12 protein-coding genes are annotated in these 18,216 nt (G+C 44.9%); 6 read left to right on the top strand and 6 right to left on the bottom strand.

What is annotated here, in order from left to right:
- Positions 1-259 precede the first annotated feature (259 nt).
- A complete protein-coding gene (locus tag V7K27_RS11440; protein ID WP_334947180.1) occupies positions 260-4,330 on the top strand; it encodes a DUF2157 domain-containing protein in 4,071 nt (1,356 codons plus the stop codon).
- A gap of 18 nt (positions 4,331-4,348) precedes the next feature.
- Here V7K27_RS11440 and V7K27_RS11435 read toward each other — a convergent pair whose 3' ends face one another.
- Both V7K27_RS11435 and V7K27_RS11430 read right to left on the bottom strand, forming a co-directional pair.
- Positions 4,349-4,702, bottom strand: a complete 354-nt coding sequence (locus V7K27_RS11435; protein ID WP_334947178.1) for a DUF5615 family PIN-like protein — start codon at positions 4,700-4,702, stop codon at positions 4,349-4,351.
- A gap of 2 nt (positions 4,703-4,704) precedes the next feature.
- Entirely contained in the window at positions 4,705-5,031 is a 327-nt protein-coding gene (locus V7K27_RS11430; protein ID WP_334947176.1) for a DUF433 domain-containing protein, read from the bottom strand.
- 76 nt (positions 5,032-5,107) lie between these two features.
- Between V7K27_RS11430 and V7K27_RS11425 the strand changes: the two genes are divergently transcribed.
- The gene (locus V7K27_RS11425) at positions 5,108-5,494 is read left to right on the top strand and encodes a helix-turn-helix domain-containing protein (RefSeq protein ID WP_334947174.1); all 387 of its coding nucleotides are present in this window, start codon (positions 5,108-5,110) and stop codon (positions 5,492-5,494) included.
- Between the two features lie 263 nt (positions 5,495-5,757).
- Here the strand turns inward: V7K27_RS11425 and purE are convergent, their stop codons facing one another.
- Positions 5,758-6,276, bottom strand: coding sequence for a 5-(carboxyamino)imidazole ribonucleotide mutase (gene purE, locus V7K27_RS11420; protein WP_334947172.1), 519 nt, complete (start codon positions 6,274-6,276; stop codon positions 5,758-5,760).
- Positions 6,277-6,368: 92 nt separating this feature from the next.
- Here purE and nagA point away from each other — a divergent pair, with 92 nt between their 5' ends.
- Positions 6,369-7,550, top strand: a complete 1,182-nt coding sequence (gene nagA, locus V7K27_RS11415) for an N-acetylglucosamine-6-phosphate deacetylase (protein WP_334947185.1) — start codon at positions 6,369-6,371, stop codon at positions 7,548-7,550.
- A gap of 122 nt (positions 7,551-7,672) precedes the next feature.
- Here the strand turns inward: nagA and V7K27_RS11410 are convergent, their stop codons facing one another.
- The 3 genes from V7K27_RS11410 to V7K27_RS11400 all read right to left on the bottom strand — a co-directional run bounded on the left by V7K27_RS11410 (position 7,673) and on the right by V7K27_RS11400 (position 12,608).
- Positions 7,673-8,797, bottom strand: coding sequence for a site-2 protease family protein (locus V7K27_RS11410; protein WP_334947170.1), 1,125 nt, complete (start codon positions 8,795-8,797; stop codon positions 7,673-7,675).
- Between the two features lie 472 nt (positions 8,798-9,269).
- Positions 9,270-10,982, bottom strand: a complete 1,713-nt coding sequence (locus tag V7K27_RS11405; RefSeq protein WP_334947169.1) for a putative bifunctional diguanylate cyclase/phosphodiesterase — start codon at positions 10,980-10,982, stop codon at positions 9,270-9,272.
- Positions 10,983-11,891: 909 nt separating this feature from the next.
- Entirely contained in the window at positions 11,892-12,608 is a 717-nt protein-coding gene (locus tag V7K27_RS11400) for a 5'-methylthioadenosine/S-adenosylhomocysteine nucleosidase family protein (RefSeq protein ID WP_334947166.1), read from the bottom strand.
- Between the two features lie 235 nt (positions 12,609-12,843).
- On the opposite strand from V7K27_RS11400, the gene V7K27_RS11395 reads away from it, so the two are divergent.
- From V7K27_RS11395 to hpnH, 3 genes are all read left to right on the top strand, one after another.
- The gene (locus V7K27_RS11395) at positions 12,844-15,561 is read left to right on the top strand and encodes an efflux RND transporter permease subunit (protein WP_334947164.1); all 2,718 of its coding nucleotides are present in this window, start codon (positions 12,844-12,846) and stop codon (positions 15,559-15,561) included.
- Complete coding sequence (hpnA, locus tag V7K27_RS11390) at positions 15,561-16,610, top strand: hopanoid-associated sugar epimerase (RefSeq protein WP_334947162.1); 1,050 nt, start codon at positions 15,561-15,563, stop codon at positions 16,608-16,610. The genes V7K27_RS11395 and hpnA overlap by 1 nt, the downstream gene beginning before the upstream one ends.
- 195 nt (positions 16,611-16,805) lie before the next feature.
- The gene (gene hpnH, locus V7K27_RS11385) at positions 16,806-17,825 is read left to right on the top strand and encodes an adenosyl-hopene transferase HpnH (RefSeq protein ID WP_334947160.1); all 1,020 of its coding nucleotides are present in this window, start codon (positions 16,806-16,808) and stop codon (positions 17,823-17,825) included.
- The last annotated feature ends 391 nt before the right edge of the window (positions 17,826-18,216 follow it).

Here is an 18,216-nt window from a genome sequence, read left to right as displayed (position 1 = left end):
GTCAGAATTCAGGAGTCAGAATTCAGGAGTCAGAATTCAGGAGTCAGAATTCAGGAGTCAGAATTCAGGAGTCAGAATTCAGGAGTCAGGAGTCAGGAGTCAGAATTCAGGAGTCAGAATTCAGGAGTCAGAATTCAGGAGTCAGGAGTCAGTTTTGTTAAAAATTAATATTAATTAGCCTCATAAGTGGCACAATTAAAGCCAAAATATACTTTAATTAAATTTACGATTTAAGTATATACTTATACTGCTGCCGCTTATGCCATCACCCCTTGAGCGCCCGCTAAAATTTGAAATCAGACTGCCATCCTCCCATCCTCAGTTATTAGAAGGACTAGATATCTGGCTGCGCTTAGGTTTGATATCCGATACCCAAGTTAGGCAGCTATGCCAAGAATTTCTGGTGTGTGCGGTGGTGTTGCAACCCCAGGCTAAAGCTAAAACAAAGGTAGCATTTGCAACTTCCGAATCCGTGCAACAGTTGCCCGTAGTAGCTTTAGAATCTAGTAGCCGTAGAGAACCGCAACAAAAACCAGCTAAACCCAACTTTATCAGCACAATGTTACAGTCCTTGGGAGCAGAACTGAGTGTGCGTTGGCTGCTTTTTCTAGGGGTATTTCTGGTAGTGGTGTCCTCTGGGGTACTGGCTGCGAGTCAGTGGGAGAGGTTTCCCGCTTCTGGACAGTATGGAGTTTTATTTGCTTATACTTTGACTTTCTGGGGATTAAGCTTCTGGGCAACTAGGCAAAATAATCTCAGATTGACGGCTCAAACATTGCTGATTGTCACCCTTTTGTTAGTCCCAGTGAACTTTTGGGCAATGGATAGCTTTCGGTTGTGGCAAAATCCTCTGGATTGGATTGTAGTTGCGATCGCCTGTCCTACCCTTACTGCTATAACTGTTTTACTCTCTAAAAATCGCACCATTTTTGCCAATTTACATACCGACAAATTACCTCTAGCAAATATTCTGGGGCTGAGTTATCTGCATTGGGGTTGGCAATTATCAGGATTTCCCTTGATTGCCGTTTATGTGGCAATGATCGGCACAACTATTATTACCATTTATCACAATCTTTACCAACAACCTAATTCTGTCAGCGAGGAAGATCGGCGCGATGTCTACGACGGGCTACGCCTACGCCATAGCTTAAGTATTAGTCTACTTTCTGCTGTAATTATTTATGCCTTGATAGTGTTATTAGTGCGGGCAATTTTTGTTGCTGGGGTAGATGTCACGCAGTTGGGATTAGCTATTGGTATTTGCGGCTGGTTAGTGACTTGGTTAGCACAGCAGGGAAGGGAGAGGGCAGGGGGCAGGGTGCAGGGGGCAGGGGGAGTAGAAGAAGTAACAGTAATATCTCCCTCATCCCCCTCATCTCCCTCATCCCCCCCATCCCCCTCATCCCCCTTACTCTGGGAAAAACTCGGTAGCATTTTACTCTTCCTGGGTTGGCTGGTTTCAGTAGTAGATTATCCTTGGCAAGCGATCGCTATAAGTGGTTTGAGTTTGTGGTTTATGGTAAATCGCTTGCGGCGGTACAGTTTAAAGATTGACTTCGCGGCAGTTTTTGTCATTGGCTTACAGACGATTTGCCTCTTTTGGCGGTTAGTACCTGATAGCTTACAGAAATGGGCGATCGCAATTGGCACCCAACTCACCAATTCTCAAAATGAACCTGGGGCATTGCTGAGTATAGCTTTATTTCCCTACGTAGTTTTGATGGTGGCGCTCACAGATAGCCTCTATCGCCGCCAAAAGCGAGAATTAGCTAAGTTTGGCGAACTACTCACCCTCTTATTTGGAGCTTTTTTAACAACGATCGCTCTCATAAATCCCACATTGCGATCGCTAAATCTGCTATTTTCCACAATCACTCTCGCATTCGTCACCCAACGCCGCTCCCCCTCATCCCCCTCATCCCCCTCATCCCCCTCATCCCCCTCATCCCCCTCATCCCCCCCATCCCTTCCCCTGATATATCTAACTCACATCATGGGTGTGCTGACCTTTTGTTCTACCATTAATTGGCTGTTACCAACCCTGACTCAACAAGCCTGGGCAAGTATTTTATTAGCTTTAATGGTTGCAGAATGGGTATTTAGCCTAGAGGAAGGTTTATGGCGACGTAGTGCATGGGACATCGGTTTAGGACTAGCCGCCGCTAGTTTTTTCCTATTGTGGATGAATGCAGAATTATCTTGGTATGGCCTGGCTGATAGTCAAGCTGATTGGGGAGTCTTATGGCTAGTTACGCCTTTAGCTCTCACGGGTGTTGCTAATTGCACAATTATAGAACGTCGGACTACTAGCCGTTACTTAAGCGTTTTGGCTGTCGGAGTTGCCCAGCTACTTACTTTACAGCTACCAGGAACCAGATTAATCGGTTTAGCTGTGGCTACCGGATTGATGTTTGTAAATACACGCTATTTACGAAACCAAACATCTGCGGTAATTACAGAAGGATTTGCTCTGAGTTTCATTGGGGCGCTGCTGTGGACGGGTGTACCTGGTTTACCTCGCCTCGCGCTAGCAGGTTGGTTTGTCGTGGGAGCGATCGCTACTCTCAGTTTATGGTTAGCGCGGACAGTTTTGAGCCGACGCAGTAACGAATTAGCAGTTATATATGCAGCCGCCAGTGATAAATGGGCGATCGCCTTGTGTGGTTTTGAGTTGTTGGGTTTGACGTTGCACTCAGTACTGATTTACCAAGGGTTTACTACTTCGGGATTTTTGTACTTAATTGCCACTGCGATCGCCTTGGCAGCCATTGTTTATCGCAGTTGGCGAGAACCGACAAATTGGGCATTTTATAGCATCGGTTGGTGTTTGGAATTGTTGACTGCCCAAGCGCTGGGATTTGGGGAACCTTCAACTGTTAGAATTGCGATCGCGGAGCGTGGCTTGCCAATCGCAAATATCGCTTTAGGTTTAATTGCTCAACTTGTCGGCGAGTGGTGGCAACGACGACATCAATTAGAAAGGCTTCCTAGCAGTTTTCACATTCTGCCATTAATTTATGCTGTATTTAGTGTATTGCTGCGTTTGGATACCTTCACCGAATGGACTGGTTTGTATTCTTTGGGTGTAGCTTTAATTATCATTGGCGTGGGGCGACGGCGCGAGAACTTTAAACCCCTGCTGTATTTAGGAATCATTGGCGTATCCATTTCTGCCTATGAACTTTTGTTCTATCAAATGTTACAAGCTTCAGGAGGAGCATTAGGTGATGGATTGATTGCCATGTCTACCCTTGGCGCCACTATCATGTATGCTTACCGCATCTTGTCGCCAAGGCTAGTCAGCTACTTACGTTTAACTCCCCAAGAACTGAAAGGAATTGCCCATATTCACTGGGTTTGGAGTAGCTGTTTATTAATGGCTGCCATTATTACTCCCATTGGAGTTAATCGTTTGGTGGGATTGGCAACGGGGGTATTTTTGATTCGTTATGCCATCTTTCAGGGACAAAATTCGCGCACTTCCTCCAGCATCTTGGGAGGAATCACAATCGGCGAGATGTGGGTTTACCTCGGCTTATTAGAAATAGCGGGTATGAGGATTTATTGGCGCGAGACAGCAGTCGGAAAATTTTGGGCTGGGCCATTAGTTCCTTGGAATGGTGCGATCGCTTGTGTAGTAGCCTATTTTCTATACATCCTACCTTGGGAAAATTGGGGTTGGTCTAAAAGACCTTGGCAACAAGCTGCATACATCATACCACTGATCATTTTATGGGAAACCAGACTGCAAACTTACCCTATCACCTTGCTACTCGCAGCTGGATTTTACATCTTCCTAGCAAAGGTGGGTGAAAACATCCGTTTTACCTATATTAGTGTGGCGTTGATTGATTGGGCGCTTTACCGTTGGTTTAATTCCTTACATCTAACTGATGCTTTGTGGTATATAACACCCATTGGATTATCACTGCTTTATATTGCTCAAGTCGATATCCAACTAAAGCTACCAGAGTATAAAACCGCTCGTCATATTCTGAGAGTGTTAGGTAGTGGTTTAATTTGTGGGTGGGCTATTTTATTTCATCAACATACAGTCTGGATACCAGGGATTTTCAGCCTCATCGCCATTTTTGCCGGATTAGCTTTGCGAGTGCGGGCTTTTCTCTACATTGGTACAGCCACTTTTTTAATCACTACAATCTATCAATCGGTAATTTTCAGCTTGCAATACTCTTTCTTAAAATGGGTTGTTGGCTTGCTAGTTGGCATTTTACTGATTTATATTGCCGCCAACTTTGAAACCCGTCGCGCTCAAATAACTTCCTTAATTCGTAGCGCCATTGATGAATTTCAATCATGGCAATAGGGGTTTTTAATTGCGTACTCATCCACTTCTCTGTGCAGGTGGGCGATTGACTCGCATAAGTTTTCCAAACAAAGATTCTTCAGCCGTAATTGCCTCATTAATCCGGGTGGCTAATCGCTGCCGATCTAAATCTTCTGTGCAAACAATGATACCTGCATGGTCTGGACTGATGCGATGCAAGCGAATAAAATCATCTCGATTCACTGTCAGCACTGCCCGCCCCTGAATCGTTGCAAATGCAAGTACTTGGTCATCGGGAATTTGCTGGTTGGCTTGCCCTGCTTCTTGTACCGTCAGCACATCGTGACCGAATTGACGCAGTAGCCCCGTAACCACCTTGGGAAACCCCTCATCAGTATAAAGCAATGCCACGCTTAAGCCGCCTCTTGGCGTGCGATCGCTGCTTCAATCTCTTCAGGATAAACCTCTGCATACAGCCATGCATTCACTAAATCAGCAGCGGTTAGCGTCGGGTAATCTTCTAACAAATAGGCTTCACTTGCCCCTTGATGGCGCAGGCTAACCAACAGCCAAACAGGAATTCGACTCTGCCGAATACAGGCATCGCCCCCCATCACGCCTGGTGTTTTCTCAATGCCAATCAACCCATTGCCCAGACTCGCCGCCAAAATCTGAATTGCCTGTGCCTTTTCTTTCAAAGACAGGGCTAAAAGTTGAGGTTGTAGCTCTTTCAGTGTCATTATGGGCATCAAGCTGAATACTTGAGATGACGATTGTTCTTTATTATAGGTAAGAACCAACGAACAAACAGCGTGTATGCTCTTTAAGCTAAAAGGACAGGCGATCGCACCCCTGCTTACGATTCGCAATGAGCAAGAGTATGAGCAAGCGATTGAGCGATTAAATGATTTAATTAATGAAATTGGCACAAATGAACAGCATCCTCTTTATAACTTTCTTGATACGTTAGGGACGCTGATTGGGGTTTATGAGGCAGAGCATTATTCTATCCCTAATTGTAGCGGGAGTGATGTATTGGCTTATTTAATCGAGGAACATGGGCTAAGTTTCTCGGATTTAACTGAAATTGGTACATCGGAAACAATAAAAGCTATTTTAAACAAAGATCAAGCCTTAACCCTGAGTCAAATTCAACACTTAGCACAACGTTTTAAGGTTCAAGCTCAAGTATTTCTAGATTAACAAAGTGTGACCTCCGAAAACGGCGATCGCATTCCAAGATCAGATGATCGCGCTTATACCATTTCTTTGTGAGGCTGCGCCAAATCCTTTTACAGCTATTTTCAGGTAAATAAACCACGCGGGTAGGGGCACAGCAATGCTCATTGGTGTCAACTTAAGCCCAAACGCTTATCCCACAGGCGTTTTACCCCCCTTAATCCCCCCTTATAAAGGGGGGAAAAAAATCCAGTTCCCTCCCCTTTATAAGGGGAGGGTTAGGGTGATTAAAACATTTGCTCTAAATATTGCTCATAGCCTAGTTGTTCTAGTTTTGCTTGCTTTGCAATTACTGATTCAGATAGAGTTTGGCGATATTGTTGCACTCTTTCTAGCAATTCTGGTTGCTGAGTTGCGAGGATTTGTACAGCTAAAAGTCCGGCATTTTTGGCATTACCGATCGCCACTGTTGCCACCGGAATACCCGCAGGCATTTGTAAAATAGAATACAAAGAATCAACACCTTGTAAGTTACGGGTGGGTATAGGAACACCGATGACAGGAAGTGGAGTTAAAGACGCTACCATTCCCGGCAGATGGGCAGCACCACCCGCACCAGCAATAATCACTTTAATGCCGCGTTGGTGTGCAAGTTGAGCATATTGCACCATGCGTTCTGGGGTACGATGAGCAGAAACGATCGCCACTTCGCTCTCAACGCCAAATTCTTCACAAACTGCGATCGCATCTTTCATAGTGGGCAAATCAGAATCGCTGCCCATGATAATACCAACTAGGGGAGTCATAGAATTTTGAATTTTGGATTTTGGATTTTGGATTAATCGGTGATTGTTTCATCTAAAATCGGATGAGATTTAGCTATCTTCTCGCCAATGTGATGACCCAAGCAACACAAAATCCTGTAGATATTATCAATGCTAGAGTACCAGGATACAAAGATTTGCAGATGCTCTTGATTAATCATGAGGGCATAATTGAGCAAATCTTGCCAATGGGTACAGTAGGGGCGCACAGCCGTGCATCGATAATAGATGTAGCAGGCGACTGGATTTCATTGGGTGGTGTTGATTTGCAAATTAACGGTGCGTTGGGTTTGGCATTTCCTGATTTGACGGCTGAAAATGCTCATATACTCGAGAAAATAAGGCAATTTTTGTGGGATGTCGGGGTAGATGGATTTTTACCGACACTTGTGACAACTTCAGTAGAAAACATTCAGCGATCGCTTGCTATTATTGCTGATATTATCCCCAGTCAACAAGCAGGTGCCAAGATTCTGGGAGTACATCTAGAAGGCCCATTTTTGAATTTCCAAAAGCGCGGCGCACACCCAGCAGAGTACCTGTTACCCTTAACAATTGACGAGGTAAAGCGGGTTTTGGGTAATTATGAAACGCTTGTGAAAGTCATCACCTTAGCACCGGAGTTAGATTTCACTGGTGAAGTAATTCCATATTTGCGTTCTCTGGGGATTATTGTCAGTTTAGGGCATTCTCAAGCAACAGCTGCCCAAGCGCAACGTGCGTTTGAACTCGGTGCAACGATGGTAACTCATGCTTTCAACGCCATGCCAGTATTACATCACCGCGAACCAGGATTATTAGGGGCAGCAATTACTCATCCTGATGTGATGTGTGGTTTTATTGCTGATGGTAAACACGTTTCGCCCACAATGCTGCAAATTTTACTTCGGGCTAGCTATCAAGAAAAAGGGCTGTTTCTTGTTAGCGATGCCCTTGCACCTTTGGGGCTACCCGATGGCGTGTATCCTTGGGATAGTCGGCAAATTGAAGTTAAAAACGGTACGGCACAACTGGCCGATGGAACTTTGTCGGGGACGACTTTAGCCTTGTTGGTGGGAGTGCAGAATTTGGTAAAATGGGGAATTTGTGATGTAGAAAGTGCGATCGCTTTAGCTACTAATGCACCTAGACAAGCAATTGGTTTACCAGGAATTGCCAAGAGTCAACCCGCTAATTTATTACGCTGGCATTGGGATGAGACTACAAAAGAATTAACTTGGCAACGATTATTGACTAAAAATGTAGAGACGCGATAAATCGCCGTCTCTACAAAGGACTGATTATTGTAAAGACGGCGATTTATCGCGTCTTTGTGATCTAGGATCTGTCATGAAAAAACCTTATCCGAACCGTATTGGGAAAACTGCTCGTAATTGAACTATGCAGGGTTAGGTTGAGTTCGACTTTGAAGCAGCTGAATAATTGCAGCTTTTTCTAAGATTCCAACTAGAACGCCATTTTCACGAATCACCGGGAGGACAGACAGCTTTTGTTGTTCGAGTAACTGCATGACTTCTAGCAGAGGTTGATCGGATTGGACTGTGGTAGATTCGGTAATTGGTCGCATGACTTCTTTGATTGGAGTTTCTGACCACAGTGCTGTTGGAATGCTTCGTAAATTATCAACCGCGATCGCACCTACTAATTGTCCATGATCATCAGTCACTAAGTACCGATGCCAGTTTTGCCCACTTATGACTCGCTCATCGGCAAACTCTCTCAAGCTAAGATTAGCAGATACAATCGGGCTATCATGAGTTACAGCATCCTCGGCTGTCAAACCTGTGAGCTTTTCTTGCACTCTGGCAAATTGAGCCGCATTACCAGCATTTTGCAACAAGAAGAAGCCAATTAACAAGTTCCAGAAGTTACCGAAGCTGCCAAATAATAGTAGGGGAACTATACCTGAAAGAATTGCTACCCAACCAAAGATTTGTCCAACTCGACTAGCAAAGGTTACACCTTTATAAGGATTACCTGTAATCTTCCAAACTATGGCTTTCAGTATATTTCCGCCATCTAAAGGCAAGCCAGGAATAAGATTAAACAGCGCTAATGCCAAGTTAACAGACGCTAGAACACCAATAATTGCAGCTAACGGCCCTGATGCAGCAGTCGTAATACCAATAGCTGTAAGGATACCGCATAGTAATAAGCTTACTAATGGGCCAGCGATCGCTACCCAGAATGCTTCACCTGGAGTTTTCGACTCTTTTTCTAAGCTAGCCAAACCGCCAAATATAAACAGTGTGATCGATTTGACATCAATCCCCTGACCAATCGCAACGAAACTGTGGCCTAATTCGTGGGCGACGACAGAGGCAAATAACATCAGCGCACTCATCAGTCCTAGCAGCAAAGCTAATCCCGCAGATAATTGGGGAAATTGCGCCGCCAGTCCACTGCTATAGCTCCAAGTTACCAAACCCAGAACTAAAAACCATGACGGATGGATATAGAAGGGAATTCCGAAGAGATTTCCAACGCGAATTGTGCCATTCATGTCGCTCACCTTTGATTTCAGCTTCGAGAGGTTTGCTTTCGTCCTTCTCGATATCTTTAGTGTAACGAGATGTTAAGAAATTTTAATCTTGATGACGGTAGTGGTGTCCGTCCGTAAAGGTGCGGTTATTGGGCCACTGCCGCGAGTAATACCATTTCACACAAACCCTGATACATATAGATTTCTCGTAGGGGCACAGCAATGCTCATAGGTGTCAACTTAAGGTGAAACCTTGCCAAGCACGTGATATTCAATTCTTTGGCTTCTCATCACGATCCGCGTTACCCCACCCTAACCCTCCCCTTATAAAGGGGAGGGAACTGGATTTTTTTTCCCCCCTTTATAAGGGGGGATTAAGGGGGGTAAAACGCCTGTGGGATAAGCGTTTGGGCTTAAGTTGACACCAATGAGCTTTTTCTGTGCCCCTACCAACGTATCTGCCTTTTTCCGGTCAATGGTATTAGGTATGCACCTATGCTGCCATTATCTCCATCTGCTGAGAACTTTTCTGCAACATCGGGGTAATTATATCAGCAGGGACAGGACGACTGAAGTAATAACCCTGACCTTCGTCACATCCACGCATTTGCAGGTAGTCAAGCTGTTCTTTGGTTTCTACACCCTCTGCCGTAATTTTCAATCGGAGGCTTTTGGCGAGGGCAATGATCGCATCGGTGATGGCGGCGCTATCAGGATTGGAGGTGACATCCCGTACAAATGACTGATCAATCTTGAGCATATTCACAGGAAAGCGCTTCAAGTAGTTGAGAGAGGAATAACCGGTGCCGAAGTCGTCTAGAGCCAACCATATACCCAGTTCTCGTAATTCTTTTAAGGTTTTAACCGATCGCTCAATGTTACCCATCAAGAAGCTTTCCGTCACTTCCAGTTCCAGGTAAGATGTTTTGAGTCCAGTCTCCTGAATAATTTGGCTGACGACTTCAACCAGATTCGGTTGTTCAAACTGTCGAGATGACAGATTTACAGATATCCGAATTGGGCTAAATCCAGCAAGCTGCCAAGCACGGTTTTGGGCACAAGCAGTTCGCAACACCCATTGATCAATTGGCACAATCAAACCATTGGCTTCGGCAATGGGAATAAACTTGGCTGGAGAAATCAAACCTAATGTAGGATGCTGCCAGCGAACCAACGCTTCCATTCCTGTAATTTGTCCGTTGTCTAAATCAATCAGAGGTTGATAATAAACCAGCATTTCGTTGCGCCCAAGCGCTCCATATAATTCATTTTCTAAGGTCAGTCGCTCCTGCAACTGAGCATTAATTTCCGGCGAATAGTATTGGTATTGGCTACGCCCTTGCTGCTTCGCCTGGTACAGTGCCATGTGAGCCTGTTGCAAGAGTTCATCTACGCTATTAGAATCATTTAGATCATTTATTGTGATGCCGATGCTGGCGGTGATATGAATCGATTTACCCTCTAAAAAGAAGGGTTTTTTCAGCGTACTTAACAGCAGTTGAGATAGCTGAATCACACTTTCAAAAGAAATAATGTCCGTACGGGCAAGGACAAATTCATCTTTACTCAAATGGGCAAGAATATCTGTTTGTGCGATGCAGGCTGATAACCTCTGAGCAACTGCTCTTAACAACAAATTTGTTGTCTGATGCTCCAACCCATGACTCATACCAGTGAAATCATCAATAGCCAGCAAAAAGACAGCTACAAGGCGCTGGTTGTTTTCAGGTTGAGATAGAATCTGGTGGAGGCGATCGCGGAATAAATCACGATTGGGTAATCCAGTTAGATCGTCATAATTAGTGATGTAGTGAATTAACTCATCTAATTTGTGAAGAGTTTGTGAGGTATCCGCCATCAATGTCCCCGCTTCATCAACAAATTCTGTGGGCAATTCCGGTAGGGTTTTGGTGGTCAGATAATTTTGCAATGCGGCAGATGTCAAAATAACCGGTTTGAGGAGGTGGTTTAGGGCGTAGAGGGTGGCAGCCGTACCCGCTAACGTCGCCAAGAGAGCAACGATCATAACTCGCGCCGCCATCTCCAAAGAATAGGAGTTTGAGATGACGAAACTCAAGAGTAAGGTCAAAAGTGGTACATGAGTGCCCAAAAATGCCACCAACATGATTTTAGCGGTGTAACTTTTCTTGAGCCATCCGAAATGAGCTAGGAACGAGTACAGGTAGAGGTTGTGATTGAGTTTCATAAATTCTGTTTCATAGTAGGCGAATTAGTTCCGAGCTATCCTGGCAAAAGAATATTTTTGATTGACAATCGAGTGGAATCAGCTCTCATGGAACCCAACCCTTATTAGGTTATATTTTATGCTTCCCAATCTAGGCTTATACTTGATCTATCTAACGATAAAGTTTCTGTAAAACTTATTCCATAAGCAATTTCACAATTAAGAAGGAATTGTGTTGATTGTTACCCTCTTAGTAGTTCTTAGTTTGTCTTAAGGTGAATAAGAGCAAAAAAATATATGGCAATCCTATCTGATTTGTGTTGGCGTAGCCTGCCGTAGGCATAAGATAATTTTTTATAACTAGGACTTACGCATTGACAAGAAATACCAAATATGTATAGGACTAGTATTTGATTTTTGAAATGCACGTAGTGGACTGTCTACGCAAAATAGTGCATTAGACGTAAAGGTAGGTTGGGTGGAGCGGAGCGCAACCCAACATATATCACGATGTTGGGTTACGCAAAGCCTCCACCCAACCGACAATTTTTTTGCAACATTTTAGCCTAGAGGGTCCACTACAAGACTACCGAGATTTTTTCAGAAATCAAATATGATTCCTATATCAGGTGAAAAACCATATCTTTCGTAGGGGTTTAGCATGGCTCATGCGTGTCAACTTAAGCCAAAACCCTTTTCAAATCTCGTTTCCAGCCTCTTGCTGGAAATGCAGTTACTGGTGGCTCTGCCGCCAGGAACAGAGGCGGAGCCTCAATGACGGGCATTCCCAGTCGGAGACTGGGAACGAGACAATCTTAAAAGCTGCTTATAGACTGGCTTTCACGTTAAGTTGACACCAACGAGCATGGCTTTTCCCCTACAGCATCGTCTATTTCCGATCGCTGAAAATTGCTGTAAAGACGCAACAGATTATTTCAGGCTATAGCCTGAAAAGAGCCGATTTGTCACTTGCTCTAACACCTTTAATGCTGTTAATGAACCTCGAATCAGCCGAGTCGCAGCAAGGGGTTGTCGAAGCATTGCGATCGCTAAAGGCAAAGGCTTTAGGGAGCCATCAGAGTTAATTGCTGGTGTAAGATCAGGGATATTATGCTGACAATCGTCGCTGACGACTCGCAGTATTGCCACGTCCACGCCAGATGCATTGAAAAACTCTAGGGCGGTAAATCCTTCCATATCCACAACATCAGCCGCCAAAGTCTCACCTAAACGGCGTTTTTCGGCAGCAGACCAAATGAGGCGATCGCTTGTTAATGACTTGACTAAAAGTGGGGAGTGGGGAGTGGGGAGTGGGGAGTGGGGAGTGCTGAGTGCTGAGTACAATTTTGCTGTGAAAGTGCGATCGCATTCTTGCTGCTTCCCCTGATAAACGCAATCTTGATACAGCACAATATCACCAACTGTATGGCGATCGCTCAAGCTGCCACATATACCCATAATCAGCACTCTGGATTTTGCAGCCAGAAATTGTCCTTGTTGCAGATATTTGCGTAAAGGCTTCATCCCAACAGGTATGGCTACTACTGTAGGGATGGAGCCAGTAACGCCGCGAAAGGCGCGACACACAGCTTTATATTCTGCTCCCTGAGGTACCAGAATTGTGTTGATGGGCAAAAAATTAGGCACTATCCCTCTCAACAGAAGCAAGTTTCATCTTTGAAGTTTCCTTTTGCATTAAAGATTGGGTCATATCTGAGTAACAATAAATAATATTGCCGTTTACTAGTAACCAAAACTCGCAAACCCAAGGTGATTGCTGCTCCCAAACAGCTGGCTAGGATTGTGTTTTTTCATTTTTAATTTTGAATTTTTAATTTTGAATTGCTTAATAATTGTGTCACCCACACGATAATTTTCCAAGATGGTAAAGCTTCATAACTCCAAATCCGCACGAGAACTCTTCAATATTTCCAAATTGGCGATTCAATTTTCGTGGCTGACGGTGAGTTTTTGGATTGCCGTAACCGTAGCTGGTGTTCTGGCTTTCAGTTCGCTTAAGTATGCCTTGTTTCCAGATATTACCTTTCCAGTGGTGGTTGTGAATGCTACAGCCCCCCTGACAACTGCTCTGAATACGGAGGCGAAGCTCACCAAACCCGTGGAAGAACGCCTTCGCTCCCTAGAAGGACTGGAAAATGTCCGCTCATCTACCTATCCTGGTCAAACTGCTGTTAGTCTTTCTTTTGCGGTTGGGACGAATTTGGAAACATCGACCAAAAAGGTTGAAACTGCTCTGAAGCAGTTAACTCTACCTCCGGGAGCGACTTCTAAAATTATTCCCCTGAATCTAAATGAGTCAGCCGCCATTAGCTATGCCATAGAGAGTCCTACACGGAATCTTAAAGATTTGACGAAGTTGGCGCAAGATGAGATTGTGAGTGCGATCGCTAAACTACCTGGAATCCTGAAAGTCTCACTACTGGGCGCAGCGACTGCAACTCCTCCCCTAAATCCAGCGAATGCGAGTGCAACGGCTCTCCCCCAAGGTGGGGCGACATTAGTCCGGTTTAATGCTCAAGATGCACTCGCATTTCAGGTAATCAAACGCGGTAACGCTAACACCTTGGAAGTAGTGAGTCGAGTTGAGAAAGAAGTCCAAAGGCTACGCTCTACCCTCAAGGATGTCAAGCTGACTTTAGCTGCCACCCAAGCAGAATATATCCGCCACGCTACCCAGTCAACAATCGATGCGCTAATGGAAGCAGTCTTGTTGTCAATCGTGGTAATTTTTCCTTTTTTATGGAATTGGCGGGCAACTCTCATCTCTGCCTTGGCGATTCCGACGTCTTTGTTAGCGACGTTTATCGTCATGGCGATTTTCGGCTTTAACTTGGAGACAATCACCCTGCTGGCTTTAGCTTTGGTGATTGGTAGTATTGTTGATGATGCGATCGTGGATGTGGAAAACATCATGCGACACATTGAAGATGGGGAAACTCCTCGGCAAGCGGCGCTTTTAGCGACAAATGAGATTGGGTTGACAGTCACCGCCGCCACTTTGACAGCAGTAGCGGTTTTTCTGCCCATAGGTTTGATGGGTGGGGTAATCGGTCAGTTCTTCAAGCCTTTCGGCATCACTGTTTCAGCCGCGATGCTTGCTTCTATGCTAGTTGCTCGGACTTTATCTCCAGTTCTGGCTATTTACTGGCTAAAACCTAAATCCTCACTCTCCCCGCATCAGGAAGCAAAAATCTGGGTGGCGTTTACCCAATCTTACAGAAATTTGCTGAGTTGGTCTTTGAATCACCGCAAGATAGTTATCGGGTTAGCTGTCCTCAGTTTCATCGCAGGTATAGCACTGATTCCACTAATTCCCAAAGGGTTTATTCCCAAACTCGATCGCGGCGAATTTAATATTGCTTATACGGCTCCTTTGCCAAGTATCCCCGAAGGAGCTCAAGATATCTTGAGCAGAGGAGCAGAGGGGCAGAGGAGAAACCCCAATGCCCAATTCCCACTCTCCACTCCCAACTCCCCACTCCCCATTCCCAATCCTTTGAACGACTCTCTTGAGGTTGCGAAGAAACTAGAAGAGGTTGTGAGAAAATCACCGGCAGTTGAAACGGTATTTACCACTGTTGGTTCTCGTGAGGGTGAGCCGAATAAAGGGACACTATATGTAAAGTTAAAGGAAAACCGGACAATCACAACTGGGGAACTACAAGATCAATTGCGCTCCTCCTTACCTGCTCTTTCTGGGGTAACTACCAGTGTTGAAGATATTCAATTTGTCGATTCTGGCGGTCAAAAACCCTTGCAAATAGCATTACAAGGTAATGATCTCCAAGCTCTGAGCAAAGCAGTCAAAGCGATTAAAGAGAGGATTCAGAGGCTACCGGGATTCGCTGATGTCACAGTTACAGGTGAAACGAATCCGCAGGGCAAGGTTTTTCAGATCGAGCGTCTGAATAATCAGCGCGTGGCCTACATCAGTGCTAATCTTGGCCAGGATCTGTCCTTGGGTGATGCCACTGACAAAGTAGTAGCTGAAGCAAAGGCGGTGTTACCCTCAGATGTTTCCTTAAATTTAGGGGGAGACTCTGCCCGTCAAGATGAAGTTTTTGGCAGTTTCGGCACTACTCTAGCTCTATCTGCCCTGTGTATTGTTGTGGTACTAATTTTGCTGTTCAAAAGCTGGGTAGACCCTCTGGTTATTGGTGTATCTTTGCCTTTGGCACTGGTGGGAGCAATGTTGGCGCTATTAATCACCAAGAGCGACTTTGGCATGATCTCACTGATCGGTTTCGTCTTTTTGCTGGGGCTGGCAAATAAAAATGCTATTTTGCTTGTAGATTTCATCAACCAGTTACGCAACGCTGGCTTAGAGCGCACTGAGGCGATCCTCAACACCGGACTAGTGCGCCTCAGACCAATTATGATGACCACGGCCTCGACTATTTTAGGAATGCTACCGATCGCACTAGGTTTTGGTGCTGGTTCGGAATTGCGATCGCCTATGGCTGTAGCGATCGCAGGTGGACTAGTAACTTCAACTATCCTCAGTTTGATTGTTGTGCCAGTAGTTTACACCATTTTGGATGATTGGTTTCCCCGATTTCAGAAGAGGGGGATAAGTTAATGCAAGTTTTTGTGACGGGGGGGACGGGTTTTATTGGTGCCCATTTGGTACGGTTGTTGTTGCAACAGGGTTACACAGTCAAAGCACTGGTACGCTCAAGCAGTAATTTGGAGAATCTACGCGGTTTGGAGGTGGAAATTGTCAAAGGCGATTTGAATTCACCAAATCTCTGGCAACAAATGGTAGGTTGTCAATACTTATTTCATGTGGCAGCCCATTATTCGCTGTGGCAAACAGACCGAGAATTACTCCATCTTCATAATGTCCTGGGTACGCGCAATGTGTTGGCAGCAGCTCGCAAAGCTAATATTGAGCGCACCGTCTACACGAGTTCAGTGGCAGCAATTGGGGTAGGATCATCTGGTGAAGTCGTCGATGAAACACATCAGAGTCCCTTAGAAAAGTTGGTGGGTGACTACAAAAAGTCTAAGTTTCTGGCTGAACAAGAAGCTATGCAAGCCGTTGCTACAGGTCAGGAGGTAGTTATTGTCAATCCCAGCAGCCCCATTGGGTCGTTGGATATCAAACCTACCCCGACAGGTGATATAATTTTACGGTTTTTACGACGGCAAATGCCTTTTTACTTGGATACTGGTTTGAATTTTATCGATGTGCGGGATGTGGCATGGGGGCATTTACTGGCTTTGCAGCGAGGTAAATCAGGCGATCGCTATATCTTAGGTCATCAAAACCTCACTCTCAAGGAACTACTGGAACAACTCGCCGATATCACAGGTCTAATAGCACCTCAACGAACTGTACCGACTTGGTTGCCCCTTAGTGTTGCCTGGGTTGATGAAAAGATTCTCGCACCACTGGGAAAATTGCCCTCAGTGCCATTGGATGGAGTTCGGATGGCGAAACAACCTATGTATTACAATGCTGCTAAGGCTGTACGAGAGTTGGGTTTACCTCAATCTTCGCTGAACGCGGCACTCAAGGATGCTGTGGATTGGTTTGTTGCTCAGGGTTACGTCAACCCCGGAGGGGAATTCAAAATTCAAAATTCAAAATTCAAAATTAAAGACCCCACAGATAAATCTTGCTGACTTTTCATGTTATCTGGAAAATCTCACTTCTATTTCTCTCTCCTTGTAGGAGAGAGACTTTGAATTTTCCCCCTTCCCGTGTCGGGAAGGGGGCTAGGGGGTTAGGTCTTTCCTGGGCTTTTCCACATGACGTGAAAAATCAGATAAATCTTGGGGCTGAGAAAGTGGTGTTTTGATCTACAGAGGAGTAATCGAATGGCAGTTAATATACAACAAGCTATGGATATTGGGAAGTATCTTGTTACTCAGCGTTTGAAAGGACGTAAACGCTTCCCGTTAGTATTAATGTTGGAACCTCTTTTTCGGTGTAATCTAGCTTGTACTGGTTGTGGTAAGATCCAACATCCAAAGGAAATTTTAAAGCAAAATCTCACCCCAGAACAGTGTTTTGCCGCAGTGGAAGAGTGTGGCGCACCGGTTGTTTCAATTCCTGGAGGAGAACCTCTGCTACATCCCCAGATTGATGAAATTGTCCAAGGATTAATTGAGCGCAAGAAATATATTTACTTGTGTACCAATGGTTTGTTGTTAGAAAAGAGTTTGGATAAGTTTCAACCTTCTCCTTACCTAACTTTTAGTGTGCATTTAGATGGGATGCGGGAGTTGCACGATCATTGTGTCGATCGCCAAGGTGTTTTTGATATTGCCGTCAAAGCCATTCGCGCCGCTAAAGCTAAAGGCTTTCGTGTCACCACTAACACCACTATCTTTGAAGGTACTCAACCCAAAGATATGCAAGAGTTCTTCGACTTTCTGGAAACACTAAATACTGACGGAATGATGATTTCTCCCGGTTACAGTTACGAGTGGGCACCAGATCAAGATCATTTTCTCCACCGTGAACAAACACGCGCCCTCTTCCGGGAAATTCTGGCTCCATACAAAGCTGGTGAAAAAAACTGGAACTTCAATCACAATCCGCTATTCTTAGATTTTCTCACTGGTGAGAAAGACTACGAATGCACACCTTGGGGTAGCCCTAGTTATAGCGTTCTCGGTTGGCAAAAACCTTGCTATCTGCTGAACGAAGGTTATTACTCTACCTTCAAGGAATTATTGGCACAAACTGACTGGAGTCAATATGGACAGAAGAGTGGTAATCCCAAGTGTGCCGATTGTATGGTTCACTGCGGCTACGAACCCACCGCCGCAATCGATGCAATGCAGCCGCAAAATATGGCGCGTGCCCTTGGCAGTGTGTTTGGTAGAAATTAGTAGGTAGTAAATACTACATCTTCAAGGGTGCGATGCCCTTCGGCGCAGGCTCAGGGTAAGACCTGCGGTGGTAACAGAGCCAAGCGATGCCCTGAGCTTGTCGAAGGGTCGAAGTGCGGGCGTAGATGCACCACCCTTGAACAAAAATATTGAGGGAGCATCTCAGTGAAAGCAAATATACCAGATGAGAAACAAGATTCTTGCTCCCTCTCCTTGGTAAGGAGAGGGTTGGGGTGAGGTTTTACAAGGCTTTTTACACTCATTGAGATGCCCCCAATGTTGAGCGCAGTCCCCACCTAAAAATACTAAAAAATGGGTAACTGTAGAGACATTATGGGTGAGTAATATCCAGAAATAGAGAAAATTTCCTAAAATTAAAGATTTTCTCAAA

Source organism: Nostoc sp., assembly GCF_036919575.1.
Taxonomy (GTDB): domain Bacteria; phylum Cyanobacteriota; class Cyanobacteriia; order Cyanobacteriales; family Nostocaceae; genus Nostoc.
The sequence above is the reverse complement of the archived record's forward strand: the minus strand, read 5'-3'. Positions and strand labels throughout refer to the sequence as shown.

What these genes read in the sequence shown, in the direction of transcription:
- V7K27_RS11440 (WP_334947180.1), top strand. Translation starts at nt 260, where the DNA reads ATGCCATCACCCCTTGAGCGCCCGCTAAAATTTGAAATCAGACTGCCA.
- V7K27_RS11405 (WP_334947169.1), bottom strand. Translation starts at nt 10,982, where the DNA reads ATGAAACTCAATCACAACCTCTACCTGTACTCGTTCCTAGCTCATTTC.
- hpnA (WP_334947162.1), top strand. Translation starts at nt 15,561, where the DNA reads ATGCAAGTTTTTGTGACGGGGGGGACGGGTTTTATTGGTGCCCATTTG.
- V7K27_RS11425 (WP_334947174.1), top strand. Translation starts at nt 5,108, where the DNA reads ATGCTCTTTAAGCTAAAAGGACAGGCGATCGCACCCCTGCTTACGATT.
- purE (WP_334947172.1), bottom strand. Translation starts at nt 6,276, where the DNA reads ATGACTCCCCTAGTTGGTATTATCATGGGCAGCGATTCTGATTTGCCC.
- hpnH (WP_334947160.1), top strand. Translation starts at nt 16,806, where the DNA reads ATGGCAGTTAATATACAACAAGCTATGGATATTGGGAAGTATCTTGTT.
- V7K27_RS11410 (WP_334947170.1), bottom strand. Translation starts at nt 8,797, where the DNA reads ATGAATGGCACAATTCGCGTTGGAAATCTCTTCGGAATTCCCTTCTAT.
- nagA (WP_334947185.1), top strand. Translation starts at nt 6,369, where the DNA reads ATGACCCAAGCAACACAAAATCCTGTAGATATTATCAATGCTAGAGTA.
- V7K27_RS11430 (WP_334947176.1), bottom strand. Translation starts at nt 5,031, where the DNA reads ATGACACTGAAAGAGCTACAACCTCAACTTTTAGCCCTGTCTTTGAAA.
- V7K27_RS11395 (WP_334947164.1), top strand. Translation starts at nt 12,844, where the DNA reads ATGGTAAAGCTTCATAACTCCAAATCCGCACGAGAACTCTTCAATATT.